Source organism: Komagataeibacter xylinus (genome assembly GCF_004302915.1).
Taxonomy (GTDB): Bacteria; Pseudomonadota; Alphaproteobacteria; order Acetobacterales; family Acetobacteraceae; genus Komagataeibacter; species Komagataeibacter xylinus_C.
Window position 1 is genome coordinate 42516 of the sequence record NZ_QQBI01000015.1, and the last position, 17184, is coordinate 59699.

Consider the following 17184-nt stretch of genomic DNA (forward strand, 5'->3'; position numbering starts at 1 on the left):
TCAAACCCTGCGGCCTGCCCCGGCATGTCTGGGCGCATCCTATCATGTACGCCCCCGCTATCAAATCGCCTTATGCGCCGTCATCCGTGGCAAAACGCACTGCCTCCTCCGCCGCGCGGAACAGGGCGCGGGCTTTCTGGCGGGTTTCCTCGTATTCCGCCTCGGGCACGCTGTCGGCCACCACGCCGCAGCCCGCCTGCACGTACATCCGCCCGTCCTTGACCACCGCCATGCGCAGGCCGATGCAGGTATCCATGTCGCCATCGGGGCCGAAATAGCCGATACACCCGGCATAGGTGGCGCGGCGGGTCGGCTCCACCTCGTCAATGATCTGCATGGCGCGGATCTTGGGCGCCCCCGTCAGCGTGCCGGCGGGAAAGCCCGCCATCAGCGCATCGAGCGCCTCGAGCCCCGGCCGCAGCGTGCCCTCCACGTTGGATGAGATGTGCATGACATGGCTGAAGCGCTCGATCACGAACTGCTCGGTCACCCTGACCGAACCGAGTTCGCACACCCGGCCCACATCGTTGCGGCCGAGGTCGATCAGCATCAGGTGTTCGGCGCGTTCCTTGGGGTCGGCCAGCAGTTCCTCCTCCAGCGCCAGGTCCTCCGCCGTGGTGTGGCCACGCGGGCGGGTGCCCGCCAGCGGGCGCACGGTCATGGTGCCCTCGCGCAGGCGCACCAGGATCTCGGGCGAGGAGCCGACAAGGCTGAACCCGTCAAGGTCGAGATAGAACAGGAAAGGTGCCGGATTGATGCGCCGCAACGCACGGTACAGCGCAAAGGGCGGCAGGGTGAAGGCCGCGCTGAAGCGCTGGCTGGGCACGATCTGGAAGGCATCCCCCGCCGCGATGTAGTCCTGCAACCTGCGCACGATATCGCAGAACGCCTCACGCGACAGCGTGGATTGCGGCACCGGCGCCTCGATCGCACCCGCAGGCGCATCGGGCAGTTCCACCGGGGTGGAAAGGGCTGCGCGGGCCTGCTGCAGGCGGGCCTGCCCCTCTTCCCATATCGCCTCGGGCGCAACACCGGGCCGGGGGCGCAGCGGGCTTGCCAGCAGCAGTTCATCCCGCACGGTGTCGAATATGGCGAACAGGCCCGGGCGGATCAGGATGCCCTCGGGCAGGTTCAGGTCATCGGCGGGCATGTCGGGCAGGTGCTCGACCTGGCGCACCATGTCATAGCCAAGGTAGCCGAACACGCCGCCGGTCATGGGCGGCAGGCCCTCGGGCAGGTCGATGCGGCTTTCATGCAGGATGCGCCGGAGCGAGACCAGCGGGGCCTCGGCCTCGGGCGTGAAGACATGCCTGGGCGCGGCCGGGTCATGGCACACGCTGGCCCGGCCGTCATGGCAGCGCCAGATCAGGTCGGGCAGCAGGCCGATGACCGAATAGCGCCCGCGCGAGGTGCCCCCTTCGACGCTTTCAAGCAGGAAAGCGTTATGCCCGCCATTGCCGCCGCCATGGCTGCGCGCCAGCTTTGCCAGCCGCAGGAAGGCCGCGACCGGCGTGAGCAGGTCGGCAGGCTCGATGCGCCACGCCACGCTGGCCTGGCCCGCCCGCAGGCTGGCCAGCGCCGCGTCGCGCGCGACCTGGTGGAGAGGGGAAGCGGAGGAGGCTGCCTGTGTGCTCACTGTGCTGCTCCCGCGTTCTGCTGGCCGGTCACTTCCGCCATCACCGCCTGAATGGCACCGTTATTGGGCTTGGGCTTGACGATGCCTTCAAGGGCCGCGCCATAGCTCATTTCAATATCATCGCCCATCGACTGGCCCAGCCCGGCACGCACCTGGTCATACAGGTTTTTCTGGGTGGCGGGATCGGGGTGGTTGATGGCGGTGAGCGTGGCCACGACATACGCATCGCCCGCCTGCGTCATGACACTCTGCCCCGGCTGCGACAGGCGGAAGATCAGGGCCGCCACCTCACGCGGGATTTCGGGCGCGGGCTGCATGGGCGAGATCGGCTGGCTGTGCTCAAGCCCGGCAATGGCGGGGGTGACATGGCCAAGCCCGCCCTGCCCTGCCGCCTGCGTGTAATAGGCGGTGGCCTGCTGGTCGGCCATGTGGCGACGGGCCGCCGCCTGCCATGCGGCGGCAACCTTCGGCCCGGCCTCGGCCAGGGTCTGCGCATGGCCCGGCGTTACGCCATCAACCGCCACGGCATACCACACGCCATCAGGCCCCTGCACCAGCTCGGGGTTCGCCCCCTTGGCCTGCGAGAACACGCGCGCGATGATCGCCTGCCGGGCGGCGTCGCTGCCGGGAATGGGGGCGGGCGTGCCCTCATGGGTCAGGCCCTGCGCATCCAGATCGCCCGAGACGGCGGTGGCGGCCAGATCGGTGGGAATGGCATCAAGCCCGCCGCCTGCAATCGCATCCTGCAGCTTCTGCACGTGGTCGGCCAGCAGCGCCTGGGCGCGGTCATGCGCGAGCTTGTCGTGCAGGGCCTGCTTCACCTCGTCAAAGGGTGTGGAATGGGCGGCATTGATGGCCGTCACGCGAAAGACCACCCAGCCGCCCTCGCTCTTGACGGGGCCCTGCGTTGCATCGGTCGGGGCGGCGAAAATCTGCCTGCCCAGAGTGGCCGAGGGCACATCACCCACCTTGATGCCCGGCAGTTCCACCGCCGCCGCGTCCTTGCCCGCGTTTTTCTGCACGCTGGCCCAGGCGCCGCCATCCGTCCACTGCGCGGCGAGCGCCTTTGCGCGGTCCTCGGTCGGCACGGTCACGATCTGCACGGTCCGCCGCTCGGGCTGGTTGAAGGTCTGGGCCTGCGCCTCGTAGGCCTGGTGCAGGTCGGCATCGGTAATATCAAGCCGCTGGCCAATCGTATCGGCCGACAGCACCACGATGCGGGCATGGCGGTATTCCGGCACGGTGAATTCCCACGGGTGGTTGGCCTGGTAGCGGGCAAGCTGGGCGGCCGTGGGGGTGGCGGTCACGTCCTGCGCGGCAAAGGGCACGCGCACGAGGTCGATGGTGCGGGTCTGGGCCTCGAAGTCGAATACGCGGCGCACCATCACGTCGGGCGCGGCCACACCATCACGAATCGGCTGGAGCAGCACACGCGAGGCCTGCTCCTGCTGCACCAGCTCGATCAGGCGGCCCTCGGTCATGCCGGTGCGGCGCAGGCGGTCATTGAACAGGGCACGGTCGAACTGGCCATCGCGCCCCTTGAAGGCGGGGATGGAGAAGATCTCGTCACGCACCACGGAATCGGGCACGATCAGGCCGTGACGGTCCGCAGCCTCCGCAATCTCGGCCTGCAGCATGAGGCGGCCGAGCACCTGCTGGGCCACCTGCTCGCGCGTGGCGGGGGGAATTTGCGAGGGGTCGGCCAGGTGCATGGACTGCGCCACCTGCGGCATCTCGGTCTGCAACGCGTTCTGGTAGGTCTGCACCAGTATGGGGCGGTTGCCCACGCGGGCGGCCACGTCAGCGCGCTCGGTGCCGATGTTGAGCAGCACGTCGCCCACGCCAAACCCGATGAAGGCCAGGAAGAACAGCCCGGCGACGATACGCCCCACCCATGAATCGACAAACACGCGATACAGAAAAGACAGCATGAAAAACCCTGCACCAGGACCAAGATAAAGGCGGACGGATCAGACCCGCGCACCCCGTACGCCGTGCGGGCGGCCCTGTTTTCCGGTCGGGCACCATACGGTCACGGGGGCGGTTTGACCAGCGCTAGCGTGCAGGCGGGCCGGTTGTGCCACGCGCGGGTTGCAACGCCACCGCAGCCGTGGTGTAGGCTTGCCGCCATCATCGCCATGCCCCGTGCCGCCCGCAGGCCGCACGACCGGGCCATGGCCAGGAGGGGAAACATGAAACAGATCATTGTTGGCAACTGGAAGATGAACGGCCTGAGCGCGGAGGCGGATGCGCTGGTGGCGGGGCTGGCCACGGAACTGGCCGCCCTGCCCACCCGCGCCGACGTGGTGGTCTGCCCGCCCTTTACGCAGCTTGCCCGCCTTGCGCCCGGCCTCAAGGCGGCAGGCATCGCCCTGGGCGCGCAGGACTGCCACAAGGACGCCTCGGGCGCGCATACCGGCGACATTTCCGCCCCCATGCTGGTCGACCTCGGGGTGCAGTATGTCATCCTTGGCCATTCCGAGCGGCGCGCCGAGCACCATGAGCTTGACGAGACGGTGCGCGAGAAGGCGGTCGCCGCCATGGCCGCCGGCCTCACCCCCATCGTGTGCGTGGGCGAGAACGACGACCAGCGCTCCTCGGGGGATTCGCAGGCCACCGTGGGCTGGCAGCTCGAGGGCTCGCTGCCGCAGGGCTTTACCGGCATCGTGGCGTATGAGCCGATCTGGGCCATCGGCACCGGGCAGGCTGCATCCCAGCAGGATATTGCCGATATGTCCGCCTTCATCCGCGCCGAACTGGTGCGCCAGTTCGGTGAAGCTGGCAAAACGATCCGAATCCTTTATGGTGGGTCCGTTAACGCACGCAATGTCACCGATATCCTGCCTGTCGAACACGTTGACGGGGCGCTGGTGGGCAATGCCAGCCTGAAGGCCGAGTCCTTCGTGCCGCTTGTCCGCGCCGCCCGCGCATCGTGATTGCCGCGCGGCCTGCGGGGATCTACTGGAAAGACGCATGATTACAGTTCTTCTTCTACTGCACCTGTTCGTCACCATCGCGCTGATCGGCACCATCCTGATCCAGCGCAGCGAGGGTGGCGGGCTTGGAATCGGCGGCTCGCAGGGCATGGGCTCCTTCATGTCCGGTCGCGGCACGGCAACGCTGCTCACCCGCTCGACGGCGGTGCTCGGCACGGCGTTCATGGTGCTCTCGCTCACGCTCGCGGTCATGAACCGTGGCGCCTCGAGCGGGGTTGGCCACGATATCCTGGCCCAGCCGCCCGCGCCTTCGGCCCCCGCAGCAGGCAAGTAAGCCCGCCCCCCTCTGGGCAAGGGTCAAGCCCCCCGCCCCACTTTGTGTGGGGCGGGGGCTTTTTTATTTTTTCACTCAGCCCGCAGGTAGGCTTTGCGCGTGGGCTGCAACCAGTGTAGGAAGGCCATCCATGACGCGGTTTGTATTCATCACCGGCGGCGTGGTGTCCTCCCTTGGCAAAGGCATCGCTTCGGCTGCCCTTGCTGCCCTGCTCCAGACCCGTGGCTATCGGGTCCGTTTGCGCAAGCTTGACCCCTACCTCAATGTCGATCCGGGGACGATGAGCCCCTACCAGCACGGCGAGGTCTTCGTGACCGACGACGGTGCCGAGACGGATCTCGACCTCGGGCATTATGAGCGCTTTACCGGCGTGCCCGCCACCAAGGCGGATAATGCCACCACGGGTCAGATCTATTCCGGCGTGATCGCACGCGAGCGGCGTGGCGATTACCTTGGTGCGACCGTGCAGGTCATTCCCCACATTACCGACTCGATCAAGGAAACGATCGTGGCGGATACCGAGGACCTTGACTTTGTGCTGGTCGAGATCGGCGGCACGGTGGGCGATATCGAGAGCCTGCCCTTCCTTGAATCCATCCGGCAGCTGCGCAATGACCTCGCACCTGACCAGACGATGTTCATCCACCTCACCCTGCTGCCCTGGATTGCGGCTGCGGGCGAGCTGAAAACCAAGCCCACGCAGCATTCGGTCAAGGAACTGCAGAACGTGGGCATCCAGCCGCAGATGCTGGTCTGCCGCTCGGACCGGGAAATACCGGAAAACGAGCGCCGCAAGATCGCCAATTTCTGCAACGTGCGCCCGCAGGCCGTCATTGCCGCGCGCGATGTGGACACGATCTATGCCTGCCCCATCTCGTATCATGCCGAGGGCATGGACACCGAGGTGCTGCACCATTTCGGCCTGCCGACCGATACCGCCCCCGACCTGTCGCGGTGGGAGAAGATCGTTGACGCCGTGCGCCACCCCGACCGCGAGGTGGTGGTGACGGTGGTGGGCAAATACACCGCCCTGCTCGACAGCTACAAATCGCTGATCGAAGCATTGCAGCATGGTGGCATTGCCAACCGTGCGCGCGTGCGGCTGAACTGGGTCGAGGCTGAAAGCTTCGAGAAATCGGACGATGCGGTGAACATCCTGGCCCGCAGCGACGCCATTCTGGTGCCCGGCGGGTTTGGCGAGCGCGGATCGGAGGGCAAGATCCGCGCCGTGCGCTATGCGCGCGAGAACAACATTCCCTTCATGGGCATATGCTTTGGCATGCAGATGGCGGTGGTGGAATGCGCGCGCAACCTTGCGGGCATTCCCGATGCGTCCTCGACCGAATTCGGCCCGACGGACCAGCCGGTCGTGGGCCTGATGACCGAATGGGCGCGCGGCAACGAACTGCTGCGCCGGCGCGAGGGCGGCGAGTTGGGGGGCACCATGCGCCTTGGCGCCTACCCCGCGAAGCTGGCCGAAGGCTCGCGCGCAGCCGAGACCTATGGCCGCACCGACATCCGCGAGCGCCATCGCCACCGCTACGAGGTGAACGTGCATTACCGCGAGCAGCTGGAAAAGACCGGCCTGCGCTTTTCGGGCATGTCACCTGACGATATCCTGCCCGAAGTGGTGGAATACCCCGACCACCCGTGGTTCATCGCGGTGCAGTACCACCCCGAGCTGCTCTCCAAGCCGTTTGACCCGCACCCGCTGTTCTCCGGCTTCATCAAGGCGGCGGTGGCGCACGCGGCGGCCAAGCGATGACAGCGCACACCACGGTCGATATCGGCACGCTTGCCGTTGGCAACGAACATCCGTTCGTGCTGATCGCAGGGCCGTGCCAGATCGAGTCCGTCCAGCATGCGACCGAGGTGGCCGATGCCCTGCAGGGCATGGCGAAGCGCCTCGGCATCGGGCTGATCTATAAAAGCTCGTTCGACAAGGCCAACCGCACCTCCCTCAACGGGGCGCGGGGCGTGGGCATGGCGCAGGGGCTTGATATCCTCTCGCAGGTGCGTGCACGTTTTGGCCTGCCGGTCCTGACCGACGTGCACCAGCCAGACCAGTGCGCGCCCGTGGCCGAAGTGGCCGATGTGCTCCAGATCCCCGCCTTCCTGTGCCGCCAGACTGACCTGTTGCTGGCCGCAGGCCAGACCGGGGCTGCCATCAACATAAAAAAGGGGCAGTTCCTTGCCCCGTGGGACATGGCGAACGTGGCGGCCAAGGTCGCCTCGACCGGTAACGAACGCATCATGCTGTGCGAGCGCGGCACATCGTTTGGCTACAACACGCTGGTCAATGACATGCGGGCCCTGCCCATCATGGCGGGCACGGGTTACCCTGTAATCTATGATGCCACGCATTCGGTGCAGCAGCCCGGCGGCCTGGGTTCGGCCTCGGGCGGGCAGCGCGTGTTCGCGCCCATCCTGGCGCGCGCGGCCTTGGCCATTGGCGTGGCGGGCCTGTTTATCGAGACCCATCCCGACCCCGACACGGCCCCGAGCGATGGTGCGACCATGCTGCCGCTCTCGGCCATGGAAGAACTACTGGGCACCCTGCTGCGCTATGACCGGTTGACCAAGCAGACCCCGCCAGATGAGATCCTCTGACCGCCCGACCCTGACAAAAAGAAGTTTCTTCTGAAGCTTTTTTTCAAAACGCTTCAGAAGAACGCCGCCTTTAAAAAAGGCGGCACCCAAAAACTTTTACTTTTTCGCTTTTAGCCGATTAAGGGCGCTATGCCAGCGCCGCCATGCGCTGCAACACCGCACTCCCTGCCTGCATGAAGGCCGCCGGGCTGAAATGCTGCGCCACATAGGCCCGCGCCGCCCGCCCCATGGGCGCAAGGCGTTCGGGCTGGCGCAGGGCCTGCTCGAGCTTGCCTGCCAGTTCATGCGGGCGGCGGGGGCGGACATGCCAGCCGCTGACCCCTTCGGTAATGGAATGCGTCATCTCGCCCACGGTGCTGCCCAGCACCGGCAGGCCCGTGTTCATCGCCTCGTGGGCGGCAATGCAGAACCCTTCCTGCCGCGAGGGCTGAACATAGAGATGGCAGTCCCGCAGGAACGCCGCCGTATCCTCGACATAACCCGCGAAGTGCACCTGATCCAGCCCGTGGCGCTGGCAGAAGCCCTGAAGCCGCGCATGCTCTGCCCCCTCGCCGCCTATGGTGACCTTGTAGGGCGGCAGGCCGGGCACATCACGCAGGGCCAGCAGCGCGCGGAACAGCACGTCATACCCCTTGGATGGATCAAGCCGCCCCAGCGAGCCGATCTGTACCACCTCGCCCGCCCGCCACGGCGCGGCGGGTGCCAGATCAGGATCAATGCGGAAGATGGGCCATGACATGACCCGGTCGGCAGGCAGGGCGAGCCGCTGGCGGGTCAGTTCGGTCACGTAGCCTGAATCGCCCACCCATAACCGGCTGCGGTTGCGCATGAGCCGCAGCAGGGCGAGGTTGGCAGGCTTGAGAAAGGCGTTGTGCTGCCAGCTCACCACCGGAATGCCCTGGCGCAGCCCCACAAGCTGCCCGAGCAGGGTGGCACGGGTGAGCGATGTCCAGATATGGGTTGGCTGCACCTTGCGCACCCAGGCATCAAGCCGGTGCAGCATCAGCGCGGGAGATGACGTATCCTCGGCCAGCACGACCGGCTCAAGCCCGGCCTTGCGCAGGGCGGGCATGGCGCGCCCATTGCGCGGGGAGAGAGCGGCGACCTCGACACTGTGCCCGTTGGCGCGGCACACCTCCACGATATCGGGTATGGGCAGGGCAGCGCCACCACCCTCGAACGTGTTGATGACATAGGCGATCCGCATGACCCTCTCCTCCCACACCGACGGTCATGGGTTCTCTCAGCTTTCAGGCGGCGGATGTTTTACCATGCGAGAGGAAATACACAATGTCCCGGGCGGCGCGGCTGGCGGCACTCTCATCGGGCACGGTATGGAAGGTGGCGGCAAATGCCTCCTGCTGGCGGGGGCCATAAAGGGCCTGCTGCGCCTGCGCTACGGCAAGCGCATGGGGCAGTTCATCCACCCGGTCGATCACCTGCCCCATGTTCCAGTGGGCATAGCTGGGATTGTCGCGCCACCGGGCCTTGTGCGAATTGAGGAAGATGCATGGCCGCGGCTGGTAGATCCATTCATAGATCTGGCTGCTGACATCACCGAGGTAGATATCGGCCCCGCACACATAGGACATGTCGACCGAGTTGGCGCTGCCGGTATCGATCAGGATATGCGACAGGTTGCGGATTTTCTGCGGTATCATCCGGCGCAGGCGCAGCCTGCGGTGCTCGACCGATGTATGCAGGTTGCGCCTGAACAGCATGACATGGGGCGCAAAGATCAGGTTGTAGTCATCCTGCCGCGCAAACCAGTCCAGCACCTCAAGCCCCATGTCCCACCATGAGGACAGGACGGGATCGAAATGCGGGTTGTACAGCACGGTCGGGCGGTCGTTATCAAAAAACCGGCGGCGCCTGGACAGGTCAACGATATCGAATTTGGGGTAGCCAACCACGGAATGCGCATCGGGGCGAATGAGGCCTTTAGCCTGCATGCGCTCACGCGTCTTTTCACCGGGCAGCAGCACCAGGTCGAAAAACCGCGTCACGTCGCGAAAGCCGATGGAGCGGTCGCCCGCGCCGTGGGGGAAGTAGATCAGCTTGATATCGAGCCGGAAATGGCTCTTGAGCAGGGCCGATGTGGTCTCGGGCACCACCAGCGCGTCAAAGCGGGAGAACAGGCGGATATTCTCGCGCAGGTTGGCAATGCGGCGGAACGGCAGGAAGGAACGGGCCACCACGTTGACGGCGCGCGCAAGCAGGCTGATGTCGATGCGCACGAAGGTCACATCATGCGCGCAGGCACCGACCGTGCGGCGTACATGCGCCTCCTGCTCCACCGATGAGGTAATGACCGTAACATCCTGCCCCAATGCAACCAGCTGGCAGATGATGGGGGCCGTATGCGAAACCTGGTGGATACAGTCGTGGTTGAACAGAAAGCCGATCTTCATGCCATGCAATGTCATGCCTGTAACTATGTCGGTTTTTTACCGCGATAAAGAGCCGCGGATCATGGCCTTGGCCGCTTTTAGCATCTCCGGCAACGGGGGAGAATACCCTATCCCCATCCCGTTCTTTTTATTGCCTGACGTTTGTGCGAACAGGCATGCCGCCATCACGTGTGCGTGTACCCTCAGGCGCAGGCCAGGGCGGGGCTGCGGCTTTCAAGCCCGATCCGCGCGATATTGAACGGCGTGGTCTGGTATATCTGGTTGATCCAGTTGGCCGCCAGCAGGTGCGCATGCGCGCGCCAGCGGTTGATGGGGCGCTGGCCCGGGTCATCATGCGGGAAGTAGTTGTGCGGCACCGCAATATCGAGGCCCCTTTCGCGGTCGCGGAAATATTCTTCGGCCAGCGAGGTGGAATCATATTCAAGGTGGTTGAACATGTGCAGCGCATGGTGGCGCGGGTCATCCAGCAGGCACAGGCCAGTCTCGGGGCTTTCGGCCAGGACGGTCATGTCAGTGCCACGCGGCAGGTCGGCGCGCCGCACCTCCGTCCAGCGTGAGACGGGAATGGACAGGTCATCGGCAAAGCCGAGCAGGTAGGGCGAGGCCGGGACAAGGATGCGGTGGTCATACACCCCGAACGCCTTGCAGGCGAGCGCATGCTTGGGCATGCCATGAAAGTGGTGCACCGCCGCCTGGGCGGCCCAGCAGATGTTGAAACATCGGTGCACGTTGGTCCGGGTCCAGTCGAACACGCGGCGCAGTTCATCCCAGTATGTCACTTCCGCAAAGGGCAGGCGCTCGACCGGTGCCCCGGTGATGATGAAGCCATCGAAGCGCGCGCCGCGCACCTCCTCCCACGCCCGGTAGAACGAGGTCATGTGACTGGCTGAAGCATTGCGTGGCACATGCCCGCTCATGCGCACCAGCGTGAGTTCGACCTGCAGCGGTGTTGCCCCGATGAGGCGGGCGATCTGGGTCTCGGTGCGGATCTTGTCGGGCATGAGGTTGAGCAGGCCGATGCGCAGCGGGCGGATATCCTGCCGGATGGCGTCGGTTTCGCCCATCACCATCACGCCCTCGGCCTCAAGCGTACCGCGGGCGGGGAGATCATCGGGTATTCTTATGGGCATTGCCGCGTCCGTCCTCCATTGTGTGGGGCGTGACGCGCTGCGTGGCATGATCCGCTTGGTTGCCGGCCTGGCCACATCCTCCCTTGCGGGAGCGCCACCTTGCCCGGAACGGCAGGTTGGCGTTGGGCGTCGCCCCAACTCCTGATGCTGGCTGCGGTTTTACGTGTTTTGCGTTACGGGTGCAAGACTAGGCCGCCCCTGTGCGCTCAGGCATGGGTCAGGATGCTCTGGCGGATCATCTCCGATGGCTGCGGGCGACCGAGCAGGAAGCCCTGCACCTGGTTGCACCCAAGCGCGTTGAGGTGCGCCCACTGGTCGTGTGTTTCTACCCCTTCCGCCGTGATGGGAATGTCCATGCTCTGCGCCAGGCTGATGATGGCGCGGATGATGCCCGCGGCCCCGCGCTCGGGCAGTTCCTGCACGAAGGAGCGGTCGATCTTGATTTTCTGGAAGCGGAACGAGCGCAGGTAGCCCAGCGAGGAATAGCCGGTGCCGAAATCATCAAGCACGATGCTGCACCCGATCTGGCCCAGCCTGTGCAGGATGTCGCGGTTGGTGGCGCTGTTCTGCACGAAGATGTTTTCGGTAATCTCGACTTCAAGCCGCGCCGGCGCGAGGCCCGAGCACGCCAGGGCCCCTTCCACAATGCTCAGGAAACGCGGGTTGCGCAGCTGGATGGGCGAGACATTGACCGCAATGCGCACCTGCTCGGGCCAGCCCGCAGCCTCAAGGCAGGCGGCGCGCAGCACCCATTCACCAAGGTCGTGGATCAGGCCGTTTTCCTCGGCCAGGCCCACGAACTGGTCGGGCGGGATCATGCCGCGCACGGGGTGATGCCAGCGCACCAGCGCCTCGCACGCGCTGATGCGGTTGCCCGGCATGGGATAGAGCGGCTGGAAATGCAGCGTCAGCGCATTGCCCGCAATGGCCGCGCGCAGTTCGTTGCCAAGGCGCGCGCGGGTCTGGATTTCATCACGCAGGTCGGCATCAAAGAACTGGAAGCCGTTGCGCCCGAGCGACTTGGCGCGATACAGCGCAATATCGGCATGCTGCAAAAGGAGTTCGGCATTCTCGCCATCCTGCGGGTACAGCGCAGCACCTATACTGGCGCCAATGACGATATGGTGCCCGTCGATGATGTAAGGTTTGCTGACGGTCTCGACAATCTCTCGCGCGCGGCCGGTCAGCTCGTTCGGGTCGGGCACATGGGGCCAGATGATGGCGAACTCGTCGCCGCCCAGCCTTGCCACGAGGTCTTCAGGACGGCTGCACGCCTTCAGCCGGGCGGAGACCAGCTGCAGCAGCGTATCGCCCGCCGCATGGCCATACACGTCATTGACGGTCTTGAAATAATCAAGGTCGATGCACAGCAGCGTCGCACTCAGGCCGGGGGTGCAGCTGGCCTCGAGCCGGGCGGAGAACAGGGCGCGGTTGGCCAGCCCGGTCAGCGGGTCGTAATGGGCAAGCTGCTCGACGCGGTGCTGGGCGTTGCGCTGTGCGGTCACGTCATCGGCCACGCACATTTCCCACCGCGCGCCGCCACGCTCATCGGTAATGGTGACATGGCGGGTGGCAATGGCGCGCGCGGTGCCGTTGTGGTCGCACAGGACCTGCTCTGCTGCCTGCGCGCCGCCTGCCGCGCGGCTGAGCAGCAGGTGGCCGATCTCGTCGGCATCGAACACATCATCGACCTTGCGTTCCAGCAGCAGGTCGCGCGTGCAGCCCATCATTTCCTCCGCCGCGCGATTGACCAGCACGGGGTAATCATCGCGCGTGGAGCGCACGATCAGGGCGGAGGGAATGTTCTCGACAATGGTGTCGATGAACAGCTTGTCGCGCAAGATGCGTTTATTGGCCCGCTTCAGGTCTTCCGCCGCCGCCTTCAGCCCCGAGGCGGAGGCGAGGGCATGGGAATGCGAGGCGTTGATCAGGTCCAGCGCCGAGCCGGTGCCGTGATAGCGCCCCGCCTTTGTCACGATATAGCCGCGCATGAGGTCGGAGGGCTGGGACATGAGCGCGCGCGCCGTAAACTCGGCAGAGGGAATGCCGGCATCGATCATGACCGGGCGATCATCCATCAGCAGCGCCACGGGGCGGCGGTTGAACAGCGCATGGCCAAACCGGCCCGATACCTTGAGGAAGAAGGCCTGCCGCTCCACCAGCCCCACTGGCGCGTCGTGCTGGTCCACCACCGCCACCAGCATCAGCGCCGGGTCATTGTGAAACAGCTCGAACAGGCGCTCGCCCAGTGCATCCGGCCCGATCACGGGGCCCTGGCAGGCGATATCGCCCATGGTCATGAAGGCCTGCCGGACTGGCGAAGCTGGCGGGGCTGCGATATCGTTCATCATGCAATGTTCCACAACCATTTCAAAGCGGAGGGGGCCATGCCCGCGCCAGCGTTCAACAGGCGCATGACAGCCCGCCCTGCCAGCCCGCGAACCGGGGCCGCGTGCATTCGACGCATGGGCCCATCATGATGTCGCTCCGAACCGGCAGGTCATATTCATCATTCCTTAACCACGGCCCCTTCATCTAGCCGCCCCGCCTGCCCGCATGTGTTATGTTTTCAATACATTTTTATTATGTTTTTATGAACAGATGCCAAAAACACAGTATAAATCAGCGATTGATACAATATCTCGCTCCCGGCTCCCTTCCGGGCCGCCTTATTTGCGCCACGTCCCTGCCCCACGCTGGCCCGCGTAGCGGGGCAGACGACAGGGCACGCGACCCGTGCCACAATCGGGCACGATTGTTTGTATAAACGCCACCCTGCGCGCCTGCGTTATATGCAGGCAGGCGCGAAAGCCCGCGCAGGATTGGTTAGGAACGAGAAAGAACCCATGAAGATAGCCCAGTGGATGCAGCATTCCGGCGTCGCGTTTGGAACGAGCGGCGCGCGCGGCCTTGTCAGCGCGATGAAGGATTCGGTCTGCTTCGCCTACACCGTAGGCTACCTGCGGCACCTGGCCAGCCTTGGCGAGTTCGCGCCGGGCGCGGCCGTGGCCATAGCGGGCGACCTGCGCCCGAGCACGCCGCGCATCCTGCGCGCCTGTGCCGCCGCGATCCGTTACATGGATGGCGTGCCGGTGTTTTGCGGTTACGTGCCCACACCGGCTTTGTGCCTGCATGCGTTTGCGCATGGCATGCCCTCGCTCATGGTCACGGGCAGTCATATCCCGGCAGATCGCAACGGCATCAAGTTCAACCGCGCGCGCGGCGAGTTCCTCAAGCCTGACGAGGCGGCGATGCGCGAGCTGGATGTGAGCTTGCCCGAAGGCTGGTTCGATACCGAGGGTACGCTCACCGCGCCGCCCGACCTGCCCCCCGTGACCGACGTGGTGCCCGGCTTCGTGGCCCGCTACCGCGACTTTTTTGGCGCCGATGCGCTGGCGGGGCTGAAACTGGGCATCTACCAGCATTCCGCCGTGGGGCGCGACGTGTTGGTGCAGATTGTCGAGGCCCTTGGTGCCACCGCCGTGCCACTTGGCCGCATGGACAGCTTCATCCCCGTCGATACCGAAGCCGTCCGCCCCGAGGATGCCGCCCTCGCCCGCCAGTGGGCCGCCGATGGCACGCTGGACGCCATCCTGACCACTGATGGCGATTCCGACCGCCCGCTGCTGGCCGACCGGCATGGCGCATGGCTGCGCGGCGACGTGCTGGGCATTCTGGCGGCCCGTTTCCTGGCTGCCCGCGCCGTGGCGACGCCGGTCAGCAGCAACACGGCGCTGGAGCAGGCCGGGTTTGCCGATCAGGTGCAGCGCACGCGCATCGGCTCGCCCTACGTGGTCGCGGCCATGACGCAGGCAGCGGGCGATGGGCATGAACCATCGGTCGGGTATGAAGCCAATGGCGGCTTCCTGCTGGCAAGCCCGGTCACGCGCGGCGGGCGCACGCTGGCAGCACTCCCCACGCGGGATTCCGTGCTGCCCATGATCTGCGCGCTCGTGGCCGCGCGCGAGGCCGGCACCGACCTTGCCGGTCTTGTCGCCACCCTGCCCCGCCGCTTTACGCTGAGCGACCGGCTGAAGGACATGCCCACCGCGCAGAGCACCGCCCACATTGCCGCCCTGCGCCGCGACCCGGCACAGGGCGCGGACGCGCTGGGCCTGACCGGCGCCTGCGGCGCGCTGGCCCATGTGGATGAAACCGATGGCCTGCGCATGACCTTTGCGGGCGACGAGGTCATTCACCTCCGCCCCTCAGGCAACGCGCCGGAACTGCGTGTGTATGTGGAGGCCGAAAGCCCCGAACGGGCGGCGCAACTGTTGCACACCGGGCTTGAGGCCGTCAGCGCATGGCGCTGAACCCGCGGCCCGCGCAGCACTGAAGGCATGCGCCTGCCCATGCCGCGGGGCTTCCAACCCCGGGCATTCGGGACCACAATGGGGCCAGCCGTCATGACCCGATCTGGCGCATGACACACGCTTTTCCCTGCAATGAGCTGCCAGGACCCTCGCATGCCCCATCCCGATCCCCTGCCCGCGCCCCGCCCGTGGCGTCCTTACCGGCACGCCATGGCTGGTGCCCTGCTTGCCGCCCCGCTCATGATGGCCAGTGCCTGCGCCGCACGGGCCACAAGCTGTAGCGACCTTGCCCGCCACGCCCTGCCCGATGCCACCTTCACCACCGTTGAAACCGTAAAGGCGGGAAGCTGGCACGCCCCGCAGGACCAGCTCAGCCACATCATGTCCACGCCGGGCATGAACCTGGCCGGGCACCCGACCGAGGCCGCGAACCCCGCCTTCTGCCGCGTGGCCCTGACCCTGCACCCGACGGCGGATTCCCACATCCGCACCGAAATCTGGCTGCCGCTCAAGGGCTGGAACGGCAGGTTGCTGGGCGTGGGCAATTTTGGCTGGGCCGGTTCGCTCATGTATGACGGCATGGCCACGGGCATAAGTGAAGGCTATGCGGTAGCCAGCACCGATACCGGGCATGACAGCGCCACCCCCGAGGGCCAGGGCGGCCGCTTTACGCTGGGCCACCCCGAGAAAATGATCGATTACGCCTACCGCGCCGACCACCTGATGACGGTCGCGGCCAAGGCGCTGGTCAGAACATTCTATGGCCACGAGGCCACGCATGCCTACTGGATCGGCTGCTCGCTGGGCGGGCTCGAAGGACTGATCGAGGCCAAACGCTACCCCGAGGATTATGACGGCATCGTAGCGGGCGCGCCGCCCAACCCGATTGTCAATTTCAATGCCGAACAGCTCTGGGCGGGGTGGATGAGCTATCATGACCCCGCGCTGCGCGTATCACACGACAAGTTCCGGCTGCTCAATGCTGCAGTGATGAATGCCTGCGCGGGGCCGGTGGGCAGGAAGCAGGGCTTTGTGGATGAACCGGATCGCTGCGCCTTCAGGCCCGAGCAGATCCTGTGCAAGACAGGCAGCAACACGGCCAATTGCCTGACCGCCGATGAAGTGCGCGCAGCCCGCAACATCTATCAGGGCCCCGTTGACCCGCAGACGCACACGGTCATCTTCCCCGGCCCGGCCAAGGGCAGCGAGGACGGTTTCTCGGCTGACGGCAAGGCTTTCCCCGTAGCGCTCGACCTGTTCAGATACGCAGCCTTCCAGAACCCGGACTGGGACTGGACCACCCTGAAATGGGATACCGACGTGCAGGAGGCCACCCGCAAGGTCGGCCCGCTTTTGCACGTGGATGACAACCTTGCGCCCTTCCTGGCCCGTGGCGGCAGGCTGCTGCTCTATATCGGCTGGAATGACGGCCATAACCCCCAGCAACTCGCCACCTACTACCAGGCCGTGCAGCGCCGCGCGGGCGCTGCCGGGCATGACGGGGTCAGGCTCATCACCATTCCCGGCATGGAGCACTGCCATGGTGGCGCCGGGTGCGACACCTTCAGCAAGCTTGGCGCAATCGACAACTGGGTCAGCCACGGGCAGGCGCCTGACATGATCGTGGCCGCCCGCGTTGAGGAGGGAAAGATCGTGCGCACCCGCCCGCTCTGCGCCTGGCCTGCCGTTGCGCGTTATGACGGGCAGGGCGACATGGATGATGCCCGCAGCTTTGCCTGTGTTACACCCGGCGTGAACTGATTTAAAAAACCACGGAAAACGCCGCCTTTTTGACAGAAGGCGGCGCCCGGAAA

At 65.6% G+C, this 17184-nt stretch carries 13 protein-coding genes and 1 riboswitch; of the genes, 6 read left to right on the forward strand and 7 right to left on the reverse strand.

The annotated features are described in order from the left end of the window. Positions 1–70: 70 nt before the first annotated feature. The 3 genes from trpE to DV027_RS17550 all read right to left on the reverse strand — a co-directional run bounded on the left by trpE (position 71) and on the right by DV027_RS17550 (position 3830). Complete coding sequence (gene trpE, locus DV027_RS10185; RefSeq protein ID WP_130731698.1) at positions 71–1636, reverse strand: anthranilate synthase component I; 1566 nt, start codon at positions 1634–1636, stop codon at positions 71–73. Beyond that, positions 1633–3567 carry a peptidylprolyl isomerase gene (locus tag DV027_RS10190; RefSeq protein ID WP_130731699.1) on the reverse strand — a complete coding sequence of 645 codons (1935 nt, stop codon included), beginning with the start codon at positions 3565–3567 and terminating at the stop codon, positions 1633–1635. Before DV027_RS10190 ends, trpE begins: the two co-directional genes overlap by 4 nt. 101 nt (positions 3568–3668) lie before the next feature. After that, complete coding sequence (locus tag DV027_RS17550) at positions 3669–3830, reverse strand: hypothetical protein (RefSeq protein ID WP_165399162.1); 162 nt, start codon at positions 3828–3830, stop codon at positions 3669–3671. On the opposite strand from DV027_RS17550, the gene tpiA reads away from it, so the two are divergent. From tpiA to kdsA, 4 genes are all read left to right on the forward strand, one after another. Continuing rightward, entirely contained in the window at positions 3829–4572 is a 744-nt protein-coding gene (gene tpiA / locus DV027_RS10195; protein WP_130731700.1) for a triose-phosphate isomerase, read from the forward strand. The genes DV027_RS17550 and tpiA overlap by 2 nt on opposite strands. Before the next feature lie 37 nt (positions 4573–4609). Beyond that, positions 4610–4906, forward strand: coding sequence for a preprotein translocase subunit SecG (gene secG / locus DV027_RS10200; RefSeq protein WP_130731701.1), 297 nt, complete (start codon positions 4610–4612; stop codon positions 4904–4906). 130 nt (positions 4907–5036) lie between these two features. Next, entirely contained in the window at positions 5037–6671 is a 1635-nt protein-coding gene (locus DV027_RS10205) for a CTP synthase (protein ID WP_130731702.1), read from the forward strand. Then, positions 6668–7516: a 3-deoxy-8-phosphooctulonate synthase gene (kdsA, locus tag DV027_RS10210; RefSeq protein WP_130731703.1), complete on the forward strand. Its 849-nt coding sequence runs from the start codon at positions 6668–6670 to the stop codon at positions 7514–7516. The genes DV027_RS10205 and kdsA overlap by 4 nt, the downstream gene beginning before the upstream one ends. A gap of 127 nt (positions 7517–7643) precedes the next feature. On the opposite strand, the gene DV027_RS10215 is transcribed toward kdsA, so the two are convergent. From DV027_RS10215 to DV027_RS10230, 4 genes are all read right to left on the reverse strand, one after another. Continuing rightward, complete coding sequence (locus DV027_RS10215; RefSeq protein WP_130731704.1) at positions 7644–8723, reverse strand: glycosyltransferase family 4 protein; 1080 nt, start codon at positions 8721–8723, stop codon at positions 7644–7646. Positions 8724–8766: 43 nt separating this feature from the next. Then, a complete protein-coding gene (locus DV027_RS10220; RefSeq protein ID WP_242621836.1) occupies positions 8767–9927 on the reverse strand; it encodes a hypothetical protein in 1161 nt (386 codons plus the stop codon). A 182-nt stretch (positions 9928–10109) separates the two neighbouring features. Further along, a complete protein-coding gene (locus tag DV027_RS10225; protein WP_130731706.1) occupies positions 10110–11057 on the reverse strand; it encodes a homoserine O-succinyltransferase in 948 nt (315 codons plus the stop codon). A 45-nt stretch (positions 11058–11102) separates the two neighbouring features. Further along, a riboswitch (SAM-I-IV-variant riboswitch) is annotated at positions 11103–11210 on the reverse strand. A gap of 53 nt (positions 11211–11263) precedes the next feature. Then, the gene (locus DV027_RS10230; protein WP_242621837.1) at positions 11264–13408 is read right to left on the reverse strand and encodes a putative bifunctional diguanylate cyclase/phosphodiesterase; all 2145 of its coding nucleotides are present in this window, start codon (positions 13406–13408) and stop codon (positions 11264–11266) included. Between the two features lie 513 nt (positions 13409–13921). Between DV027_RS10230 and DV027_RS10235 the strand changes: the two genes are divergently transcribed. Both DV027_RS10235 and DV027_RS10240 read left to right on the forward strand, forming a co-directional pair. Further along, entirely contained in the window at positions 13922–15370 is a 1449-nt protein-coding gene (locus tag DV027_RS10235) for a phosphomannomutase (RefSeq protein WP_207303473.1), read from the forward strand. 153 nt (positions 15371–15523) lie between these two features. Further along, on the forward strand, positions 15524–17131 hold the full coding sequence (locus DV027_RS10240) for a tannase/feruloyl esterase family alpha/beta hydrolase (protein WP_242621838.1): 1608 nt from the start codon (positions 15524–15526) through the stop codon (positions 17129–17131). Positions 17132–17184 lie beyond the last annotated feature (53 nt).